20 protein-coding genes are annotated in these 18650 nt (G+C 75.8%); 8 read left to right on the forward strand and 12 right to left on the reverse strand.

Annotation, left to right across the window (positions count from 1 at the left end; genetic code table 11):
• Nucleotides 1-19 precede the first annotated feature (19 nt).
• Nucleotides 20-952: a hypothetical protein gene (locus tag ML5_RS25160; RefSeq protein ID WP_013476669.1), complete on the reverse strand. Its 933-nt coding sequence runs from the start codon at nt 950-952 to the stop codon at nt 20-22.
• Nucleotides 953-1067: 115 nt separating this feature from the next.
• Nucleotides 1068-2513, reverse strand: coding sequence for an endo-1,4-beta-xylanase (locus ML5_RS25165; protein WP_013476670.1), 1446 nt, complete (start codon nt 2511-2513; stop codon nt 1068-1070).
• 381 nt (nt 2514-2894) lie between these two features.
• Between ML5_RS25165 and ML5_RS25170 the strand changes: the two genes are divergently transcribed.
• A complete protein-coding gene (locus ML5_RS25170; RefSeq protein WP_013476671.1) occupies nt 2895-3740 on the forward strand; it encodes a S1 family peptidase in 846 nt (281 codons plus the stop codon).
• 50 nt (nt 3741-3790) lie between these two features.
• Here ML5_RS25170 and ML5_RS25175 read toward each other — a convergent pair whose 3' ends face one another.
• Nucleotides 3791-4123 (reverse strand): putative quinol monooxygenase, encoded by a 333-nt coding sequence (locus ML5_RS25175; RefSeq protein ID WP_013476672.1) that lies wholly within the window; start codon nt 4121-4123, stop codon nt 3791-3793.
• 40 nt (nt 4124-4163) lie between these two features.
• Nucleotides 4164-5126: a hypothetical protein gene (locus ML5_RS25180; RefSeq protein WP_013286486.1), complete on the reverse strand. Its 963-nt coding sequence runs from the start codon at nt 5124-5126 to the stop codon at nt 4164-4166.
• A gap of 165 nt (nt 5127-5291) precedes the next feature.
• On the opposite strand from ML5_RS25180, the gene ML5_RS25185 reads away from it, so the two are divergent.
• A complete protein-coding gene (locus ML5_RS25185; RefSeq protein ID WP_013286485.1) occupies nt 5292-5597 on the forward strand; it encodes a DUF1330 domain-containing protein in 306 nt (101 codons plus the stop codon).
• 13 nt (nt 5598-5610) lie between these two features.
• On the opposite strand, the gene ML5_RS25190 is transcribed toward ML5_RS25185, so the two are convergent.
• On the reverse strand, nt 5611-6354 hold the full coding sequence (locus ML5_RS25190) for a hypothetical protein (RefSeq protein ID WP_041784271.1): 744 nt from the start codon (nt 6352-6354) through the stop codon (nt 5611-5613).
• A 72-nt stretch (nt 6355-6426) separates the two neighbouring features.
• Between ML5_RS25190 and ML5_RS25195 the strand changes: the two genes are divergently transcribed.
• Nucleotides 6427-6849, forward strand: coding sequence for a thioesterase family protein (locus ML5_RS25195; RefSeq protein WP_013286483.1), 423 nt, complete (start codon nt 6427-6429; stop codon nt 6847-6849).
• Nucleotides 6850-6856: 7 nt separating this feature from the next.
• Here the strand turns inward: ML5_RS25195 and ML5_RS25200 are convergent, their stop codons facing one another.
• Together ML5_RS25200 and ML5_RS25205 are read right to left on the reverse strand one after the other, a co-directional pair.
• Nucleotides 6857-7516 (reverse strand): response regulator transcription factor, encoded by a 660-nt coding sequence (locus ML5_RS25200; RefSeq protein WP_013476675.1) that lies wholly within the window; start codon nt 7514-7516, stop codon nt 6857-6859.
• Nucleotides 7504-8787, reverse strand: coding sequence for a histidine kinase (locus tag ML5_RS25205; RefSeq protein WP_013476676.1), 1284 nt, complete (start codon nt 8785-8787; stop codon nt 7504-7506). Before ML5_RS25205 ends, ML5_RS25200 begins: the two co-directional genes overlap by 13 nt.
• A 133-nt stretch (nt 8788-8920) precedes the next feature.
• Here ML5_RS25205 and ML5_RS25210 point away from each other — a divergent pair, with 133 nt between their 5' ends.
• The 4 genes from ML5_RS25210 (at nt 8921) to ML5_RS25225 (ending at nt 12074) form a co-directional block, all read left to right on the forward strand.
• The gene (locus ML5_RS25210) at nt 8921-9562 is read left to right on the forward strand and encodes a DUF998 domain-containing protein (protein ID WP_013476677.1); all 642 of its coding nucleotides are present in this window, start codon (nt 8921-8923) and stop codon (nt 9560-9562) included.
• 4 nt (nt 9563-9566) lie between these two features.
• A complete protein-coding gene (locus tag ML5_RS25215; protein WP_013476678.1) occupies nt 9567-9854 on the forward strand; it encodes a DUF1905 domain-containing protein in 288 nt (95 codons plus the stop codon).
• Nucleotides 9851-10678 (forward strand): NAD-dependent protein deacylase, encoded by an 828-nt coding sequence (locus ML5_RS25220; RefSeq protein ID WP_013476679.1) that lies wholly within the window; start codon nt 9851-9853, stop codon nt 10676-10678. Before ML5_RS25215 ends, ML5_RS25220 begins: the two co-directional genes overlap by 4 nt.
• 169 nt (nt 10679-10847) lie before the next feature.
• Entirely contained in the window at nt 10848-12074 is a 1227-nt protein-coding gene (locus ML5_RS25225) for a low temperature requirement protein A (protein WP_013476680.1), read from the forward strand.
• Between the two features lie 29 nt (nt 12075-12103).
• On the opposite strand, the gene ML5_RS25230 is transcribed toward ML5_RS25225, so the two are convergent.
• Entirely contained in the window at nt 12104-12649 is a 546-nt protein-coding gene (locus ML5_RS25230) for a hypothetical protein (protein WP_013476681.1), read from the reverse strand.
• Nucleotides 12650-12719: 70 nt separating this feature from the next.
• Between ML5_RS25230 and ML5_RS25235 the strand changes: the two genes are divergently transcribed.
• Nucleotides 12720-13298 carry a TetR/AcrR family transcriptional regulator gene (locus ML5_RS25235; protein ID WP_013476682.1) on the forward strand — a complete coding sequence of 193 codons (579 nt, stop codon included), beginning with the start codon at nt 12720-12722 and terminating at the stop codon, nt 13296-13298.
• 3 nt (nt 13299-13301) lie between these two features.
• On the opposite strand, the gene ML5_RS25240 is transcribed toward ML5_RS25235, so the two are convergent.
• The 4 genes from ML5_RS25240 to ML5_RS25255 are packed head-to-tail and all read right to left on the reverse strand — an operon-like array spanning nt 13302 to nt 18633.
• Nucleotides 13302-16043, reverse strand: a complete 2742-nt coding sequence (locus tag ML5_RS25240; protein ID WP_013476683.1) for an AAA family ATPase — start codon at nt 16041-16043, stop codon at nt 13302-13304.
• 48 nt (nt 16044-16091) lie between these two features.
• Nucleotides 16092-17531: a hypothetical protein gene (locus tag ML5_RS25245; protein ID WP_236619288.1), complete on the reverse strand. Its 1440-nt coding sequence runs from the start codon at nt 17529-17531 to the stop codon at nt 16092-16094.
• Nucleotides 17528-18070 carry a hypothetical protein gene (locus ML5_RS25250; RefSeq protein WP_013476685.1) on the reverse strand — a complete coding sequence of 181 codons (543 nt, stop codon included), beginning with the start codon at nt 18068-18070 and terminating at the stop codon, nt 17528-17530. Before ML5_RS25250 ends, ML5_RS25245 begins: the two co-directional genes overlap by 4 nt.
• Nucleotides 18071-18081: 11 nt before the next feature.
• Nucleotides 18082-18633, reverse strand: a complete 552-nt coding sequence (locus tag ML5_RS25255) for a hypothetical protein (protein ID WP_013476686.1) — start codon at nt 18631-18633, stop codon at nt 18082-18084.
• Nucleotides 18634-18650: the final 17 nt, after the last annotated feature.

Here is an 18650-nt window from a genome sequence, read left to right on the forward strand (position 1 = left end):
GGCGCAGGCGGCGGCCCGCTCAGCGTGCGTCGACGGCGACAGCCGTGTACGGGGTGGCCGGCGTCGGCGGGGTGGAGAACCGGGCGTTGGGCAGGTAGAGCCGCCCGAGGGCGCTGGCGACGGTGGTCGGCACGTCGAAGTCCGGATCGGTGAGCACCCGGCGTAGCACACCGGTGGTGCCGGCGCGGTTCAGCTCGACCGCGGCGACCTGGTTGAGCCGGTTCTGCACCACGTACAGCGTGCGGCCGAGCAGCAGCAGGCCGTCGCCGTTGACGAACGTGCTCCCCGGCACGTCGACGGTGGTGGTGACGCCGGTGGCCGGGTCCACCCGGAACAGCGTGCCGGTGTTCGACTGCACGACGATCAGCGCCCGCCCGTCCGGCGTGGGCGCGATGCCGTTGAGGTTGATGCCGGTGCCGGTCTGCTGGAAGTCGCCGGTCAGCGGCAGCGTGGTGAAGGCGCCGGCGGGCGGCAGCGTGCCACCGCGCCCCAGCGGCAGGCGGTACAGCACCGGCCGGTTCGAGTCGGTGAACCAGGCGGCGTCGCGGGTGAGCGCCACGTCGTTGACGAACGTCGGCGCGTCGGCGAACCGGTAGCTCGCGAGCACGGCGCCGGTGCGCGTGTCGATCACCCGGGCGTCACCGGCGGTGCCGCCGGCGACGAAGAGCCGGCCCCGCGGGTCGACCTTCAGGCCGAGCGAGGGGGTGCCGGTGGCGGGGCTGACCTGCCGGCCCGCTCCGGTGATGAGGTCGGCGCGGTAGATCTCGCCGGTGGCCCGCGACCCGAACCAGGCGTACCGGCCGGCGGCGGCGACGCCCTCCGGCTGGAAGCCGTCGGGCAGCGCGATGACGCTCGGGCGGCGGTCGTGGGCGGTGGCGGGGGCCGGGACGGCGGTGGTGACGAGGGCGGCGGTCAGGGCGACGCCGAGGGCGGTCCTGATGCGTCGGTTCACTGTGGTCCTTCCGGCGAAACGGTGGAACAGGACCTACCCCACTGTACGGTCGCGGGCCGCTGCCCGCCCGGGACGCGACCCGGCACGGTGGCCCCGTGCCGGGTCACGTCGACTGTCAGCCGGCCGCGCAGGCCGGCGTGCCGGAGGGCGCGGTACCCGTGCCCTGGAAGCCGAACTCGGTGGTGCCACCGGCACCGACCTGGCGGTTGTAGTCCACGTTGCGGAAGGTCACCGCACCGCTGGTGCCGCTGGCCTGGGCGCTCCAGGTGTTCGTGATCGCCGAGCCCGAGGGCACTGTCAGCGACACGGCCCAGCCGTTGAGTCCGGAGGAGCCCGCGGTGATGCGGACGTTGGTGACGAAGCCGCCCGGCCACTGGTTGACGGTGAGCGTGGCGGTGCAGGCGCCGGTCGGCGGGGGAGTCGTGGGCGGCGCGCTGGTCGGCGGCGTGCTGGTGGGCGGCGCCGAGGTGGGCGGCGTGCTGGTCGGCGGCGCGGTGGTGGGCGGCGGGGTGCCGCCCTCGTTGAGCGCGTTCAGCACGGCGGTGTACGCCTGCTTCTTGTTGCCGCTGCCGTCGAACAGCAGCGGGGTGCCGCTGGCCCGCCAGGAGTCGGTGTCCCGGATGCCCCAGACCGTGATGCCGTTGCAGCGCGGCACGGCCAGGCAGTCCCGGGTCACGTTGCCGTACGTGGTGGCCTGGCTGCTGCCCGAACCCTCGATGTCCAGCTCGGTGATCTGCACGTCGACGCCGAGCGCGGCGAAGTTCTGCAGCGTGGTGCGGTAGTTGCTCGGGTACGGCGACCCGCTGTTGAAGTGCGACTGGAGACCGACGCAGTCGATCGGCACGCCCCGGGACTTGAAGTCCCGCACCATGTTGTAGACCGCCTGGGTCTTGGCCCACGACCAGTTGTCGGTGTTGTAGTCGTTGTAGCAGAGCTTGGCGCCCGGATCGGCGGCGCGGGCGGCACGGAACGCGGCCTCGATCCAGTCGCTTCCGGTGCGCTCCAGGTTGGAGTTGCGGCGGGCGCCGCTGTTGCCGTCGTCGAACGCCTCGTTCACCACGTCCCAGGAGTGGATCTTGCCCCGGTAGTGGGTGGCGACCTGGGTGACGTGGTTGATCATCGCCTGGCGCAGCGCGCTGCCGGACATGTTCTGCGCCCAGCCGGGCTGCTGCGAGTGCCAGGCCAGCGCGTGTCCGCGTACCCGCATGCCGTTGGCCTGGGCGTGCGCGACGAGCCGGTCGCCGCTGCTGAAGTTGAACTGGTTCTGGGACGGCTCGGTGGCGTCCCACTTCATCTCGTTCTCGGCGGTGACCATGTTGAACTCGCGGTTCAGGATGCCGACATACGTGCTGTCGGACAACTTGTTCACCGCCACCGCCGTGCCGAAGTACCGGCCCTGCTCCGCCGCCGACGCGCCGAGCGTCGTACCGGCGCTGGCGCTGGTCGCCGCCGCTATCGTGGCGGCGACCACCGCGGCCCCCGCCACCATCGCGACCACAGCGGTCCGCGGGCGTGACCGGGCTGCCGCGCTCCCGCTGCCGCGGGCGAGCACCTTGTCCATCTGAACGCCTCTCTAGCCTGTCAATGGGATCGGCTCGCCTCGGCCACCGCCCGCCACGATGTCGGCTCCGCGCGGCCGCCCGGTGGCCGCGCCAGGTGGGGGAGTGACTCCCCGGCACATCGTGAGTGGATCGAAGCGAATCTCTGTCCGGAGCCTACCGGAAGCGTTCCGAAAACTTAATCACCTCGATACGTCGACATCGGGGCACGCGGCACCGGGCGAACGGGCGGAATCCCGGGCGGGGGTGGCAGCGGGCACGCGCGTACCGCCCGGCGCGGCTCCGGAAGTTTCGGGGAGCGCCGGTTCTGCCGGTTGAGTCGATCGCGTCGCCGGGCCGATGCTTGACGAATCGACCGTAGACGATGGAGGAGGTCCTGGGGGATGCGCCGACCCGCGCTCGTCGTACTCGTCCTCGCCGCCCTGCTCGCCGGCACCCCGGCGGTCGCCCGGGCCGGCGCCGCCGCACCGCCGCCCGAGCCCGCCGCGCTCGCCGCGATCCGCACGCCCGGCACCGCCTGGGGGCACGACCCGGCCACCGGCCGGCTGACAGTCACCGCCGACGACACGGTACGCGGGCGCGAGCTGGCCGCGTTGCGCCGGACCGCCGACCGGGCCGGCGCGGTGCTGCGCCACGAACCCGGGCGGCTGCGCACGCTCATCGCCGGCGGTCAGGCGATCCACGGCGGCGGCGGGCGCTGCTCACTGGGCGCGAACGTGCGCAGCGGCGCCACCTGGTACTTCGTGACCGCCGGGCACTGCACCCGCCTCGCCGCCACCTGGTACGCCGACAGCGCCCGCACCACGGTGCTGGGCAGCCGGACCGGCAGCAGCTTCCCCGGCAACGACTACGGCGTCGTCCGCTACACCGGCACCGTCGCCCACCCGAGCGCGATCCACACCTACCCGGGGCAGGTCACCGTCACCGCCGCGGGCAGCGCGTACGTCGGGCAGGCGGTCTGCCGCAGCGGCGCCACCACGGGCGTGCGGTGCGGCACCGTCACCGGGCTGAACGCGACTGTCAACTACGCCGAGGGCAGCGTCACCGGGCTCATCCGCACGAACATCTGCGCCGAACCGGGCGACAGCGGCGGCCCGCTCTACGTGGCGGCGACCGGCACCGTCATCGGCGTCCTGTCCGGCGGCAGCGGCAACTGCACGAGCGGCGGCACCAGCTACTACCAGCCGATCCTGGAGATCCTCGCCGCGTACGGCCTGACCATCCCCTGACCGGCCGCGCGGGCGGCACGACCGCCGCCCGCGCCGGACCGGTCACCCGGTCAGGCGTCGCCCGGCACCGCCATCTCGCCCAGGCGCGACCAGTCCTGCTGCGGCACCGTCACGTTGACGATCCGGGGCGTCTCGGCCAGGTGCGGCGGCAACGTGCGCTGGGCGGTCCGGAAGTGCTCCGACTGCACGTGCGCGGCGCCCGCCTCGTCGTCGCGGAACGCCTCGACCAGCACGTACTCGGTCGGGTCGTCCAGGCTGCGGGACCAGTCGAACCACAGGCAGCCGGGCTCGGCCCGGGTCGCGGCGGTGAAGTCGGCGGCGATCTGCGGCCAGCGGTCGGCGTCCTCCGGGCGGACCCGGAACTTGGCGGTAATGAAGATCATGGGATCAGGCTACCCAGGGCCGGCGGCCACCCGCGCGGCATCAGCTCTTGGCCGCCGGGCCGAGCAGCTCGGCCGCCCGCCGGTCGGCGAACGCGGTGACCGCCTGCTGCCCGGCACCGAACACGATCGCCAGGCCCAGCAGCGCGGCGGTGCTGCTCACGCTGGTCTCCACCAGGCCGCCGATGACCAGCATGATGCCGACGACCGCGACCAGCGGGCCGACGGCGAGCTTGAGCAGCCCCTGCTGGAACGGCAGCTTGTAGGGCAGCCCGCCGGACCGGGAGGTGATCATCGACGGCAGCGCGCTGAGGAACGCCCCGAGGGCCCCGGCGATCAGCACGAAGAACAGCAGCCGCCAGGCCGGTACGCCACCGGCATCGGTCGGCGCCTCCAGCAGCCGGACGTCGTGGCTGAGCCACTGCACCAGCACCACCAGGACCTCCGCCAGCAGCGCGAACACCGACAGGCCCAGCATCCGGTTGCGCAGCCGGCGCGCCGACTCGTGGAACTCGTCGGACGCCGAGTGGTAGCGCAGCAGCAGCGCCTGCACCCGGGCGCGCAGCAGCGCCTCGGACGGGGCGCCGGCCGACGGGTCGAGGTCGGTGAGCACCTTGTCGTCGGCGGGCAGCACCTGCGCCGCCGCGCTGCGGTACGCGGGCAGCAGCCCGGTCAGCTCGTCCGCGGAGCGCAGCGCCACCATGGCCCGCTCCACCGAGTGGATCGTCTGCCACGCGTACTCCAGGTTGCCGCCGCGCAACCACTCGACCACGCCGCTGCGTCCGAGCACCACCTCCACCCGGGACAGCTGCGCGCGCAGCGCCTCGGCCCGCTCGGGGTCGCGCGGGGACAGCACCGCGAGCTGCTGGTACAGGTCGTCGAGCTTGGTCCGTACGCGGACCTGCCACACCGCACCGGGAACCGACGCGGCGGGCCGGGACGGCCCGCCCTCCGGCGCGTTCCGGGGCTCGGGTATGGCCTCCGGCTGGGTCTCCTGCTCGATCATCGTGCCCCACCTCTTTCCCCCCATGCCGCGCGGACCTGCTATCAGTATTCGCAGGTCAGGGCCATAATGGCTAGAGCACACCGGACAGTCGACCCGGCTCGCGAGGTGCGGGATCCGGCCCGACGGACGAGGCCGCAGCCGTCGGGCGGTCGGTAGCCTGAGCCGGTGACCGTCTACGCCCTCGCACAGCTCACCATCCACGACCGGGCGCGCTACGACAGGTACGCCGCGGCCTTCCCGCCGGTGCTGGCCCGATACGGCGGGAAGCTGCTCGCCGCCGACACCGCCCCCCGCGTGGTGGAGGGGGAATGGCCGCACCAGAAGGCGGTGCTCCTGTCCTTCGACAGCCGCGAGGACTTCGAGCGCTGGTCCACCTCGCCGGAGTACCGGGAGATCTCCCGGGACCGGGAGGCGGCCACCGAGGGCGTCGTGCTGCTGCTCGACGGGATCGGGCACGCCTGGCCGGCCTGACCCGCGGGCCCGCTCAGAGCCGGTGCCGCACCCACACGTTCGGCTCGACGTACGCGGCGTGGTCGTGGTCGGCGTCGACGAGCACCGGCGTCAGCGCTCCGGGCACGCGTACCGGGCCGGAGGTGTCGAACGGCAGCCCGGTCCAGCGCCGCCAGTCGGCGAGCGTGCCGGTCACCGTCATCGAGCGGGGCGCGATCCGCTCGATCACCCCGCCCGCGCGGACGTGCACCCGCAGCCACGGGTCGGCCGGCAGCCCGTCCGGGCGGTGCCGGGCCACGTACTCGGTCATCGGCACGTCCGGGACGGCGGCCTTGCCGCTCGGGCGCACCGGCGCCACCAGCGTGTCGAAGCCGGCGCGGGCCACCGCCGCGCGCATGGCCGCGAGCATCAGCCCGGACACCCCGCCGCCGCGCCGGTCCGGTCGCACGCAGATCTCCAGCGCGGACACCAGGTTCGGCGTCGACCCGGTGAGCCGGCCGAGCGTGGCCCGCTGGATCACCCGGTCCCAGCCGCCGTCGGGCAGCTCGTCCTCGGTCCAGCGCAGCGGCACCGCGTACCCGCGGGCCACGGCCCGGCCCGGCTCGGCCGGGTCGACGGCGGCGAAGACGAACTCGGGGTGCAGCTCGTGCGCGACGCCGTAGTAGAGCGCCCCCATCGGATCCCAGAGCATGAACGGCGGCCAGGCGCCGTCGAAGTCGTTGTCCAGCAGCGGCGCCAGCTCGGGCCGCTGCGCCAGTGTCACGATCTCCAGGGTCACGCCGGGCAGGCTAGGGCAGCGCGGCCCGGACCGCACGCGGATTGCCACTGCGCCCCTGGTTAGGCTGCCGGCATGGCAGATCCGTTCCGGGTACGCGTCACCGTGCGCGGCTACGAACTCGACACGCAGGGGCACCTCAACCAGGCGGTCTACCTCCAGTACGCCGAGCACGCCCGCTGGGAGTGCCTGCGCGCGTCCGGCATCGGCCAGGACCGGCTGCTCGCCGGCGGCGTCGGGCCGGTCGCGCTGGAGGTGACGGTGCGCTACCTGCGGGAGCTGCGCGGCGGCGACGAGGTCGACGTGACCTGCGAGTTCCACTGGGGCGAGGGCAAGACGTTCCGGATCGGCCAGGAGTTCACCCGGGCCGACGGCACCCCCGTCGCATCGGTCAGCGGCGTCGGCGGGCTGCTCGACCTCACCGCACGGCGGCTCGTGTCCGACCCGCGCGAGCGGTTCCGGGCGCTGGCCACCGACCCCGGGCCGATGAGCCTGTAACGCCCGGTCAGCGCGCCGCGCGCAGCCAGGCGAGCACTGCCAGCACCCGCCGGTTGGTGTCCTCGTCCGGCGGCAGGCCGAGCTTGGCCAGGATGTTGCCCACGTGCTTGCCCACCGCCGCCTCGGTGACGTGCAGGCGGGCCGCGATCGCGGCGTTGGAGTGGCCCTCGGCGACCAGCCCCAGCACCTCCCGCTCCCGGGGGGACAGCGCGCCGAGCGGGTCGCGGGGGCGGCGCAGCAGGTGCCGCACCACGTCCGGGTCGACGGCGGTGCCGCCGGCCGCCACCCGGCGCAGCGTCGCGGCGAACTCGGCGACGTCTGCCACCCGGTCCTTGAGCAGGTAGCCGACCCGGTTGCCGTCGCCGCTGTCGAGCAGCGCGGCCGCGTACCCGCTCTGCACGTGCTGGCTGAGCACCACCACGGCCAGGTCCGGGCGCTCGGCGCGTAGCGTGACCGCAGCGCGCAGGCCGTCGTCGCGGTGCTGCGGCGGCATCCGGATGTCGGTCACCAGCAGATCGGGCCGGTGCGTGCGGACCGCGTCGAGCAGCTCCGGGGCGGAACCCACGGCGGCGTCCACCGCGAAGCCGAACCGGGTCAGCAGGCCCACCAGGCCCTCCCGCAGCAGGACCTCGTCCTCGGCCAGGACGACCCGGATCACGGACGGCACGGCAGCTCCACCCGCACGAGGGTAGGCCCACCGGGCGGGCTGGACAGCAGCAGCCGCCCGTCCACCGCGGCCACCCGGTCCGCGAGCCCGGTCAGGCCGGTGCCGCGCGCCGGGTCGGCGCCGCCCCGGCCGTCGTCGCACACCTCCACCACCAGCAGCCGTTCGTCGCGGATCAGCCGCACCTGCGCCCGGGTGGCCCCGGCGTGCCGGGCCACGTTGCCGAGCATCTCCGAGACCACGTACCAGGCGGTGGTCTCCACCAGCTCCGGCACCGGGCGGGTCAGGTCGGCGTGCACGGCGACCGGGACGACCGACCGGGCGGCCAGGTCACCGACGGCGGCGGCCAGGCCGAGTTCGGTGAGCTGCGCCGGACGGATGCCGTGGACGATCCCGCGCAACGTCGCCATCAGCCCCTTGGCCTGCTCGTGCGCCGCCGCGAGCGGCCCCGCCGCCGGGGAGTCGTCCGGCACGTCGAGGCGGGCCAGCCCGAGCTGGAGCGTGAGGCTGGTCAGGCGCGGCTGCACGCCGTCGTGCACGTCCCGCTCGATGCGGCGGCGCTCCGCCTCGTAGGCGCTCACCAGGCGGGCCCGGGACCGGGTCACCTCGCGCAGCGCCGTACCGGCGGGCGCGTCGTCGAGCAGCAGGCGGGCCACCGTCGCCTGGACCGCTACGAGCAGGCCGGCCAGGTAGACCAGCGCCGGGACCGCCAGCAGACCGGCGAGCGCGTACGGCACCGCCTCGGCCGGGGAGTCGACTGTGGCCCAGACCAGCACGATCCGGTCCTCGCCGCCGGCCAGCCACGGACCGGCGATCAGCACCGCGTCCAGCAGCGCGAGCAGACCGACCGTTCCGTACGCCAGCGGCACCGCCACACCCAGCACGGCCAGGTACGCGGCCTCCCGCCACCCGGCGGCGGTGGTGAGGCGGGCGGCGAGCCCACGCCACCGCGGTGCTGTCACCGGGCGGTCGTCGACCAGGCCGAGGCGCCACCGCTCGACGGCAGCCACCGGCGCGCCGGCCAGCGGGGCGAGCGCCACCACCGCGAGCGCCAGCACGGCCAGCACCGCCAGCGCCGGGGCGTCGACCGGGCGGCCCCGCCGCAGCGCGCCGGCCACCAGCAGCAGTGGCGCGGCGACCACCGCCGCGCCGAGCGCCGCCGCGCCGGCCAGGGGCAGCGTCGTGACGGCGTACGCCAGTGCCCGCCACGGCCACGCGGACAGCAGGTAGCGGCGGCGGCGCAACGCGCCGGCCAGCCCGTGATCAACGGTCATGCGGTGACGCTAGCCAGACCACGCCGTGCTTCCCAGCCGGCTGGACCCCGCTCTCCGGGTAGGCCTGGCCCTACCTCGAACCGGCCCGCCACGCCCCGTGCGCCGGGATGCCCCGGGACGGTGCACTCGGCGGATGAGAAACCGCCTCGCGGGCGCCTGCTGGCTGCTCGCCGCCGTGTCGTTCCTGGTCGCCAACGTGGTCGTCGGCCTGGCCTGGGAGCAGCCCCGGTTCAGCTGGGCCGAGCACAACATCAGCGACCTCGGCAACGTGACCTGCGGCGTGTGGGACAGCAGCCGCCCGCGTCCGGTCTGCTCGCCGTGGCACCCGCTCATGAACGCCGTGTTCGTCGGCGCCGGGCTGCTGCTCGCGCTCGGCGCGCTGCTCGCACACCGGGCGCTGCGCCCGGGCCGCGCCGCGACCGTCACCGTCGCGTCGGCAGTGGCCGCCGGATCCGGGTACGTGCTGGCCGGCCTCCACCCGGCCGACGTGGACGAGAACCTGCACGTGCTCGGCGCGCTGCTGGTCTTCGCGCTCGGCAACGCGGCGCTGCTCGCCGCCGCGCTCGGCCGGTCGCCGCTGCTGCGCGAGCTGCGGACCGTCAGCGCGCTCCTGGGCCTGCTCGGCCTGGCCGGCACCGTGCTGTTCCTGTCCCGGGTGGACGCCGGCATCGGCGTGGGCGGCATGGAACGCGTCGCCGTGTTCCCGCTGTTCGCCTGGGTGACGGTGACCGCGCTGCGGCTGCTCCGGTTCCGTCGGACCCGGCCCCTATCCTGACCGGATGGAGCTGGCGTTCAGCGGCGAGGTGTGGTTCTGGCGCGGCCCGGCGCCGTACCACTTCGTCACAGTGCCCGACGAGCAGAGCGCGGCCATCGAGGCCGCCTCGGCGTCGGTCACCTACGGCTGGGGCATGATCCCGGTGACGGTCCGCATCGGTGACACCGGCTGGCGGACGTCGCTGTGGCCCAAGGACGGCCGGTACGTGGTGCCGCTGCGGGTCGCGGCGCGCCGGGCCGAGGGCATCGAGCTGGGCGACCGGGTCGACGTGCGGCTGACGGTGGACGTGTGACCGGGCCGGAGCTGGCCGAGGCGGGCCGGCTGCTCGCCGCCGCCCGGCGGCCGGTGGTGTTCACCGGGGCCGGCATGTCGGCCGAGAGCGGCGTGCCGACGTTCCGGGACGCCCAGACCGGGCTCTGGCAGCGGTACGACCCGCAGGAGCTGGCGACCCCTGCCGCGTTCCGGGCCGACCCGGCGCTGGTCTGGGGCTGGTACGAGGCACGCCGGCACGGGGTGCGCCGGGCGCTCCCGAATCCGGGGCACCGGGCGGTGGCGGCGATCGCGGCCCGGCTGCCGGACATCGTGGTGATCACGCAGAACGTCGACGACCTGCACGAGCGCGGCGGTGTGCCGGCCCCGGTACGCCTGCACGGCAGCCTGTTCGCACCCCGCTGCTCGGCCTGCGCCCGGCCCGCGTCGATCCCCGAGGACGCGGCGGCACCCGGGGACGACGCGCCACCCGGCAACGCGGCTGCGCCCGACGGCATGCCGGAACCGCACGACGGGCCGCTGACACCTCCCGCGTGCGGCGGATGCGGCGCGCCCGTGCGGCCCGGGGTGGTGTGGTTCGGCGAGGCGCTGCCGTCGGCCGCGCTCGACGCGGCGGTCGAGGCGGCGTCCGGCTGCGACCTGCTGCTGACGGTGGGCACCTCGGCGCTCGTGCACCCGGCCGCCGAGATCCCGCTCGTGGCGGCCCGTCTCGGCGCGCCCGTGGTGCAGGTGAACCCGGTGCCGACGCCGCTGGACGCGATCTGCGCGGTGAACCTGCGCGGCCCGGCCGGCGAGGTGCTGCCCGCGCTTGTCCGCGCCGCCTGGCCGGACGCCGACGCCGGCTGAGCCGCCCGCCGCCGCCCTGCCTGACAGCCCGGCCGCGCCGCCTCGTCGTGCCGCTCAGCGGGCACCGGTCCGGCAGACCGCGCCGGGCGTGATCGCGGGAAACACCCGACCGCCCGTCCGGGGCCGCCTACCGTCGGCGCAGGAGGTGGACCGGCGGAGGGCGGCGGACGTGGCACGCGAACGGGTGCGAGGGCGGCTGCGCCCGCCCCGGCCGGGGCCGGACCAGCGCCGGGTCACCCCCTTCGAGATCTTCTTCGACCTGGTCTTCGTCTTCGCGCTCACCCGGATCATGGCGCTGATCGAGCCGCACCCGACCCTGACCACGATGGCCCAGGGCATGCTCCTGCTCGTGCTGCTCTGGGTGGCGTGGCTGTCGTACGCCTGGTTGGGCAACCACACGCCCGCCGACGTCGGGGTGGTGCGCGGCGGGTTCCTGATCGCGATGGCCGCGTTGTTCCTGGCCGCGCTCGCCATGCCGGAAGCGTGGACGCCGGGTCCGGGGCTGGACGGGCCGCTGATCGTCGTGCTGGCGTACGTGGTGCTGCGCGTGGTGCACCTGACGCTGTTCCACTGGGCCGCCGCGGACGACCCGGAGCTGCGCGCCCGGATCCGGTTCTTCGCGCTCGTCAGCGCCGTGGGCTGGGTGCCGTTGCTGCTCGGCGCGCTGCTGGACGGGGCCGCACACGCGGTGCTGTGGGTGCTGGGCTTCGCCGTCGAGGTGGCCGGTCAACGGCTGTCGTACGCCCGCCGGGGAGCCTGGCCGCTGCGCAGCCCGACGCACTTCGCCGAGCGGTACGGCCTGGTACTGATCATCTCGCTGGGGGAGTCGGTGGTGGCCGCGGGGGTGGGCGCGGCCTCGGCGGTGACCGAGCCGCCGGTCCTCGCCGTGGCGCTCGTCGGGTTCGTGGTGACCGCCTGCCTCTGGTGGCTGTACTTCCACCGCACGTCCCCGGCGGCGGCCCGGGCGCTCGCCGCCGCGTCGCCGGCGCAGCGGGACCGGATCGCCGCGGACGCCTACAGCCAGACCCATCTGCTGCTGGTCGCCGGCGTCATCTACCTGGCGCTGGGTATCGAACAGGTGCTGGAGCACGTCGCGGACCCGGAGGCCGGGCCCCGGCTGGACCGCTCCGCCGCGGTGGCGCTGTTCGGCGGCGCGGCCGTCTACCTGGCCGGGCGGCTGCTGTTCCGCCGGCTGACCGGGCAGCCGGTCGGACCGGCCCGGCTCGCCGTCGCCGGGGCGGCACTGCCGCTGGCCGCGCTCGGGACGGTGCTGCCGCCACCGCTGGCGCTGGCGGCGCTGGCCGGGCTCTTGCTGGCCGCGATCGCCGTCGATCGGCTCGGTGAGCCGGCCGCCGCCGGACGGCCGGGGGTCACCGACGCGCATCGACCGCTCTGAGGCCGGATCGCCGGCGCGGTCGGTGATCCTCACGCGTCGCGCGGCGCCCGCTTCGGGAAGACGGTGTACGCGACCGGCCAGAACACCAGCCAGCCCGCCATCACCACGCTGAGCCGGCCGGTCCACGCCCGCAGCTCGGCGGTGCGCTCGCTGTCGCCCACCACGGCGATGCCGGCCAGCAGCACGGCGCAGGCGACCGCCCAGCCGATCATGCCCTTGCCCCACTCCCGCCACTCGTGCCGGGCCCGCGCCATTCCGTACCGGGGGGCCCGGCTCGGGGGAGGGCCGCCGGCGAACCGGTGTGCGAACCGCTGGTCGGCCCAGCGCACCATGCTGTGCCCGAACGCCACCGAGAACCCGAGGTACGCGGCGGCGAGGCCGTGGGCGAACGTGGCGGTCGCGCCCCGGCGCAGGTCGATCATCGTGGCGGCCAGCAGCACGAGGTCGACCACCGGCACGGCGATCAGCAGGGCGGCGCCGAGGCGGGGCCGTCGCAGCGGGTACCGGGCGATCAGGCCGGCGAGCAGCACCACCCAGAACGCCACCTCGCATCCGACGATCACTGCCACGAGCATGTGCCCTCCTTTTTTAGTACGCTGTGCGATAACCGTAACAGCGCTCGTCGACAAGGTTCCGGAGGGGCCCGTGCCCAAGATCGTCGACCACGACGCGCGCCGTGCCGAACTGGCACGGGCGATGTGGCGGGTCGTCTACCGCGACGGCGTCGGCGCCGCCACCGTCCGCAGCATCGCGGCCGAGGCGGGCTGGTCACCGAGCGCGCTGCGGCACTACTTCGCCACCCAGACCGAGCTGCTGGTGTTCGCCATGGAGCACGTGCAGGCCGAGGCGGCCGAGCGGATCACCACCGGGGACCGCACCGGCAGCCCGCGCGAGGTCGCCCAGCGGATCCTGGAACAACTGCTGCCGCTGGACCGTCAGCGCCTCCGCGAGGCCGAGGTGTGGCTGCTGCTCGCCGCGCGTACCCGGACCGACCCGGCCGCGCGCGCCCGGATGACCGAGGCCGACGAGGGCATCCGCCGCGCCGTCGAGTTCGCGGTCGTCCTGCTCACCGGGGAGCCGGCCGCCGACCCCGAGGCGGTCGCCGGGCTGCACGCCCTGCTCGACGGGCTCGCGCTGCACGCGCTGCTGCACCCCGAGCGGATGCCGCCCCGGCGCGCCCGGGAACTGCTCGGCGCGCACCTGGACGCGCTCGCCGCGCCCTGACGGTCAGTCGCCCGGCGGACGTCCCATCGCCGCGCCCAGCTCGGCGCGGCTGGCGATGCCCAGCTTGCGGTAGACCCGGGCCAGGTTGGCCTCCACAGTCTTCGGGCTGATGTAGAGCGCGTCGGCGATGAGCCGGTTGGTCTGGCCTCGGGCGGCGAGCCGGGCGACGCGCTCCTCGGTCGCGGTGAGCGTCGTCGGGGCCGGGGTGCGGGCGCCGATGCGGCCCAGCTCCGCCCGCGCCCGGTCGGCGAACCCGGACGCGCCGAGCGCGTCGAACTCGGCCACCGCCGCGTCGAGCGCCGCCCGCGCCTCCCGCCGCCGCCGCACCCGCCGGTACGTGCGGCCGGCGGCGAGCAGGCAGCGGGCCCGGTCCAGCGGCAGCACCGCCTCCGGCACCGCCGCCCTGGCCTGCGTCAGCGCGTCCAGCGCCGCGCCCGGATCCGCCCCGGTCGCCCCGGCCAGCAGCACCCGGCTGCGGGCCAGCCCGAGCGTCGTCCACGGGCGCGGCAGCCGGCTGTGGCGCCGCGCCAGCCGGTCCAGCGCGGCGTGCGCGGTGTCCAGGTCACCGGCGCCCACGCACGCCTCGATCCAGTCCGGCTCGAAGCGCTGACCCAGGGGTTCGGCGATGCCCGACCCGTCCAGGTCGGCGGCGAGCGCGCCGTACGCCGTCGCCGCGGTGGCCCACTCCCCGGAGGCCAGCGCCACCAGCCCGGTGAGCTGGTGGTGCAGCCGCCGGCTCCAGGCGTCGCCGAGGTCGTCGTCGCGGCGCAGCCCGGCGGCGGCGGTGCCCGCCTGCGCCAGCCGTCCCCGGTGCGCGTCGAGCACACCGGCCAGCCAGCTCTCGCCCACCAGCCCGGTGCCCAGCTGCTCACCCAGGTCGCGGGCGGCGGCGATGTGCGTACCGGCCTCGGCGAAGCGCCCCGCCAGCAGTTCCGTCTCGCCGAGGTGGGTCAGCACCTCGTGCCGCAGCGGGTCGTCGCCGCGCGCCACCGCCAGGTCCAGCATCACGTGCAGCCGGGCCCGCGCCCGGTCGTGGTCGTCGACCGACTTCCACCAGATCGCCGGCACCGAACCGGCCAGGAAGGACGGCTCACCGCCCTCCAGCGACAGTGCCCGGTCCAGCAGCTCGGTGGGCGCCGGGCCGCCGGCGCGTACCTCGTGGAAGAACAGCAGCAGCAGCGCGGCGGTGAGCAGCGGGCGGTGCTCGTCGCGGTCGGACAGCCGGGCGATCGCGGCCCGCGCATGCCGGCGGGCCGGCTCCGGCTGGTCGTGGAACATGGTCAGGTGGGTGTGGATCCGCCCGGCCAGGTCGCCGTCCGGCCCGGCGGCGGCGAGCGCCTGCTCGGCGACCCGGACGGCGGTGACCAGGTCGTCGGCGCACCACGCGACGAGCGCGCGCAACAGCAGCGCCTCGCCCCGCTCGGTGCCGGTCAGCTCGCCGGCCGCCGCCTCGGCGGCCCGCCCGGCCGCCGCGTAGTCGCCGCTGTCGATGCGGCACTGCACCGCGTCGAGGCGACGCCGGTTCCGGTCGGCGGTCACGGACGGCGGGGTCAGCTCGGCCGCCCGGGCGTACCAGTCGGCGGCGAGCGCTGACGCGCCGCGCATACGCTGCCGGGCCGCTGCGGCGGCCAGGTCGGCGGCCACGGCGGCGTCCGGCGCGATGGTGCACCGGGACAGGTGCCGGGCCCGCTCGTCCGGGTCGGCGACAGCGGCGGCGAGCAGCGCGTGCAGCCGCCGCCGGGCGCCCGGCGGGATGCTCTCGCGCACCGCCGCCGCGTACCGGGGGTGCGCGAAGTCGATCCGGCTCGCCGTGACCACGACCAGCCCGGCGTCCTCGGCCGTGTCCAGCGCCCCGGCCGGCACTCCCGCCGCCGCCAGGTCCCGCAGCGTCGGCACGGTCAGCAGCGCGGCCAGCCGCACCGCGTCCCGGCTCGGGCCGGGCAGCGCCCGCAGCGTCTCGGCGAGCAGCAGGCGCAGCGACGACGGTACGGGTAGATCCTCGTCGTGCGCGGGCGGGCGGGGCAGCCGCAGCACCGCCCGCGCGAGTTCGATCGCGAGCAGCGGGTTGCCGTCGGCGTCGCGGGCCAGCCGGTCGGTGAGCGGACGGCTGAGCGTGCCGCCGAGCCGGGCGGCGAGGACGCGGTGCAGGTCGGGCGGGGAGAGCGGGGGTACGTCGGCACGCAGCAGCGGATGCCGGCCGGTCGGGTCGTCGTCCAGCCCGAGCGGCACCGGCACCGGCGGGCTGTCCCCGGCGCGGTGGGTGGCCAGGACGGCGGGCCACCGGGTCAGCCGGCGCAGCGCGAACCGCAGCGCCCGGGCGCTCGGCGGGTCCAGCCACTGCGGATCGTCGACGGCGAGCAGCACCCGGGGCGCGTCGGTGACCGCCGCGTCGAGCAGCGTACGGGTGGCCGCGCCCACCGCCCGCTCGTCCACCGCGCCGTCGTACTCGCCGGTCAGCAGCACCATGTCGGCGGCGACCCGTTGCGGCGCGGGCAGCCCCGGCAGCGCGTCCGCGAGCGGGCGGAGCACGTCGGCGAGTGCCGCGTACGGCAGCGCGGTCTCGGCCTCGGTGGGCGCGGCGGACAGCACCCGCCAGCCGGTCCGCCCGGCGTGGGCGACCACTGCCCGCCACAGCGCGGTCTTGCCGATGCCGCTCGGGCCGTCGAGCAGCACCGGCGTACCGGAGGTCAGGGCACGCCACACCCGCTCGACGACCGCGTCGCGGCCGACCAGTGCGGCGTCCATGGCGGGATGGTGGCACAGCGGCGCCCGCTAACCCAGCGTCGGCGCGGCCTAGCCCGGAAGCTGTCCGCATATCGAGACGGGCGGGATCACCTCCTGGTTGCGGTAGACGTCGGCGCTCCAGCTCGGCCCGCCCGACGCCACGATCGGCGGTATCCGGGGCGCCCGGGACGGGCTGAGCAGGCTGAGGAACTTGTTGATCACCTGGACGACGGGTTCCAGGATCCGGTAGCCGATCCCGAACCGCGCCCGCACCCCGAGCCCGACGCCCCGGCACAGCGCGTACGGCGCGCCGAGCGCGGAACCGATGGTGGCGCCGTACGAGGTGATCAGCTCGAACCAGATCCCGGCGGTGAACAGGAACGCGCTGATCCCCATGGTGAACCGCACGCCGTGCCGGACGACCAGGCCCATCACGCCGACCGGCACGCCGGTGAGCGAGTCGAGCAGGCTGGCCCGGCGCGCGAAGCCCTCGGTCACGCGCGAGCCCACCCGGCCGTCGGCGTAGCCGAACCCGAGCTTGCCGGCCAGCGCGTACTCGCCGGCGCCGCGGAACGTGCCCCGGCGCGCGCCGAACGCGGTGGCCACCTCCAGCGTCTGGCTCACCGTGAACGACAGCGGCAGGCCGGCGACCAGCCCGATCGGGAACGCGATGTCCACCGGGACCGGGAACGTGCGGCGGTGGTTCTGGCCGCCGTCGATGCCGGCGGTGAAGTCCACCTTGACGCCGAAGCCGCCGCCGATCTCCAGCTCGGCCCGGTTCACCCGGCCGGCGCCGACGGCCAGGTGGAACGACGCGGCCGGGCGGCCGACGGTGAGCGTCACGGTGCCGGCCAGCCGGAGCCCGCCGTCGTCGTACGTGAAGTGCGTGCCGACGCCACCGGCGCAGCAGAACGTCTGCACCCGGTAGCCGTGGGCGGTGGCGCCCGCCTGCCCGCCCGGCGCGGGTGGCGGCTGCGCGGACGCGACGGCGAGCGGACGCGACCGGCCCAGCGTGCCGCCGGCCGCCGCGGCCTCCCGGGTCCACGACGGTTCACCCGCCACGTAGACGGTAGGGCGGTCGAGGATGACGCCGTCCCCGCCGAACGTGCCGTCCCGGATCACCTCGGTGAGCGTGACCGGGCCGATCGTGACGACCAGGTCGCCGCCGTCCTCGGCCAGGTCGAGCACCCGACCCACGCCGCGTCCGGTGAGGAACATGACCCGGCCGGGCGCGAGCCGGTCGGCGTCGCGGGCGCCCGGGTCGAGCCGCCAGGTCAGACCGTCCGGGCTCACCGACCTCACGGTGCGGCTGCCGCCGCCGACCAGCACCACGTCCGGTTGCAGCGTGACGTCCTTCCCCGGCGCCGGGGCCTGCCCGTACCGGGGCTGCTCGCCGTCGCCCGCGCCGGCCGGGCCCGGCTCCGGCCCGAACGCGCCGCAGCCGGTCAGCGCGAGCAGCACCACCAGGCCGGCCGCGAGCAGCCGCCGGCCGCGCACGGGCCGCCTCACATCCGGCCGGCGACGGTACGGGCGAGCCGTTCCAGCGGCGCCCGGTTCTCCTGCGGGTCGTTGAGCCGCACCAGCCGCACCGCGACCCACAGCTCGCCCCTGCGCAGGAAGAACGCCTCGGCGGTGAGCAGCGCCTCGTCAGCCGTACCGGCCAGCTCACGGATCTCGTGCCCGAGCTGCCGCTCGATGTCGAGGTACTTCTTGGCGCCCTCGCCCACGAACACCTCGACCTGGGCGGTCGGCCCGCTCACCGGCCCGGTGTAGGTGCACGACTGCCCGGCCACCACCGGTTCGTCCAGTGGCGTGCCGGCGAGGCGTTCCGCGTCGGCCTTCGACACCAGCGCGCACGCCTCCGGGGCGGCGTCGTCCACCGGTTCGGCGCTCGGCTCGGCCGGCGCCTCCCCGGTCGGGTCCGCGACCGGAGCGCCCGCACCGGGCGCAGCGCCGCCGGGGGCCGGCGGCTCGTCGCCGCCGCAGCCGGCGGACGCGGTGAACAGGATCGCGGCCAGCGCGAGCGCGATCAGTCGGCGGGTTCGCATGCCTGCCCCGCTCAGGCCGGGATCGCGTCGAGCGTGCGGCGGAGGATCTGTTCGTTGCCGGCGGTACCGCCGCCGAAGCTGCTGATGGTCACCGTGTACGTGCCCTTGCCGTCAATCAGCACCGCCTCGCCGCGGACGTCCTTGACCGCGAGGTAGCCCCGCTCGCCCCGGTCCAGGTCGACGACCTTCTCGTACTGCTGGCCGGCCTGGTCGTGCTGGTAGTCGTAGGTGGCCTTGCCGGCGGTGGCGGAGGCGGTGGTGACCGCCAGCTGGGCGATGCCGTCGCCGAACGAGCAGTTGCCCTCGTCGCGCAGCTTCCGGTCGACCAGCTCGGAGACCTGGGCGGCGGTGAACGGGCACGGCGGCCGGACGTCGTCGACCGCGCCCGCGTCCACGCCGCCGCCGTCCTCGCCCGCCGCCGTGTCGGCCGACCTGCCGTCGACGATCCCGTCGCCGGAGTCGCACCCGGCCGGCGCGAGCAGGGCGAGCAGCAGCAGGGGCAGCGCCAGGCGGGCGCGGTGGGTACGGGCGGTCCGGGCCGGTGTGAGCGCGTCAGATGCCATGGCTCCGAGGCTAGGCG

The organism is Micromonospora sp. L5 (assembly GCF_000177655.2).
GTDB lineage: Bacteria > Actinomycetota > Actinomycetes > Mycobacteriales > Micromonosporaceae > Micromonospora > Micromonospora aurantiaca.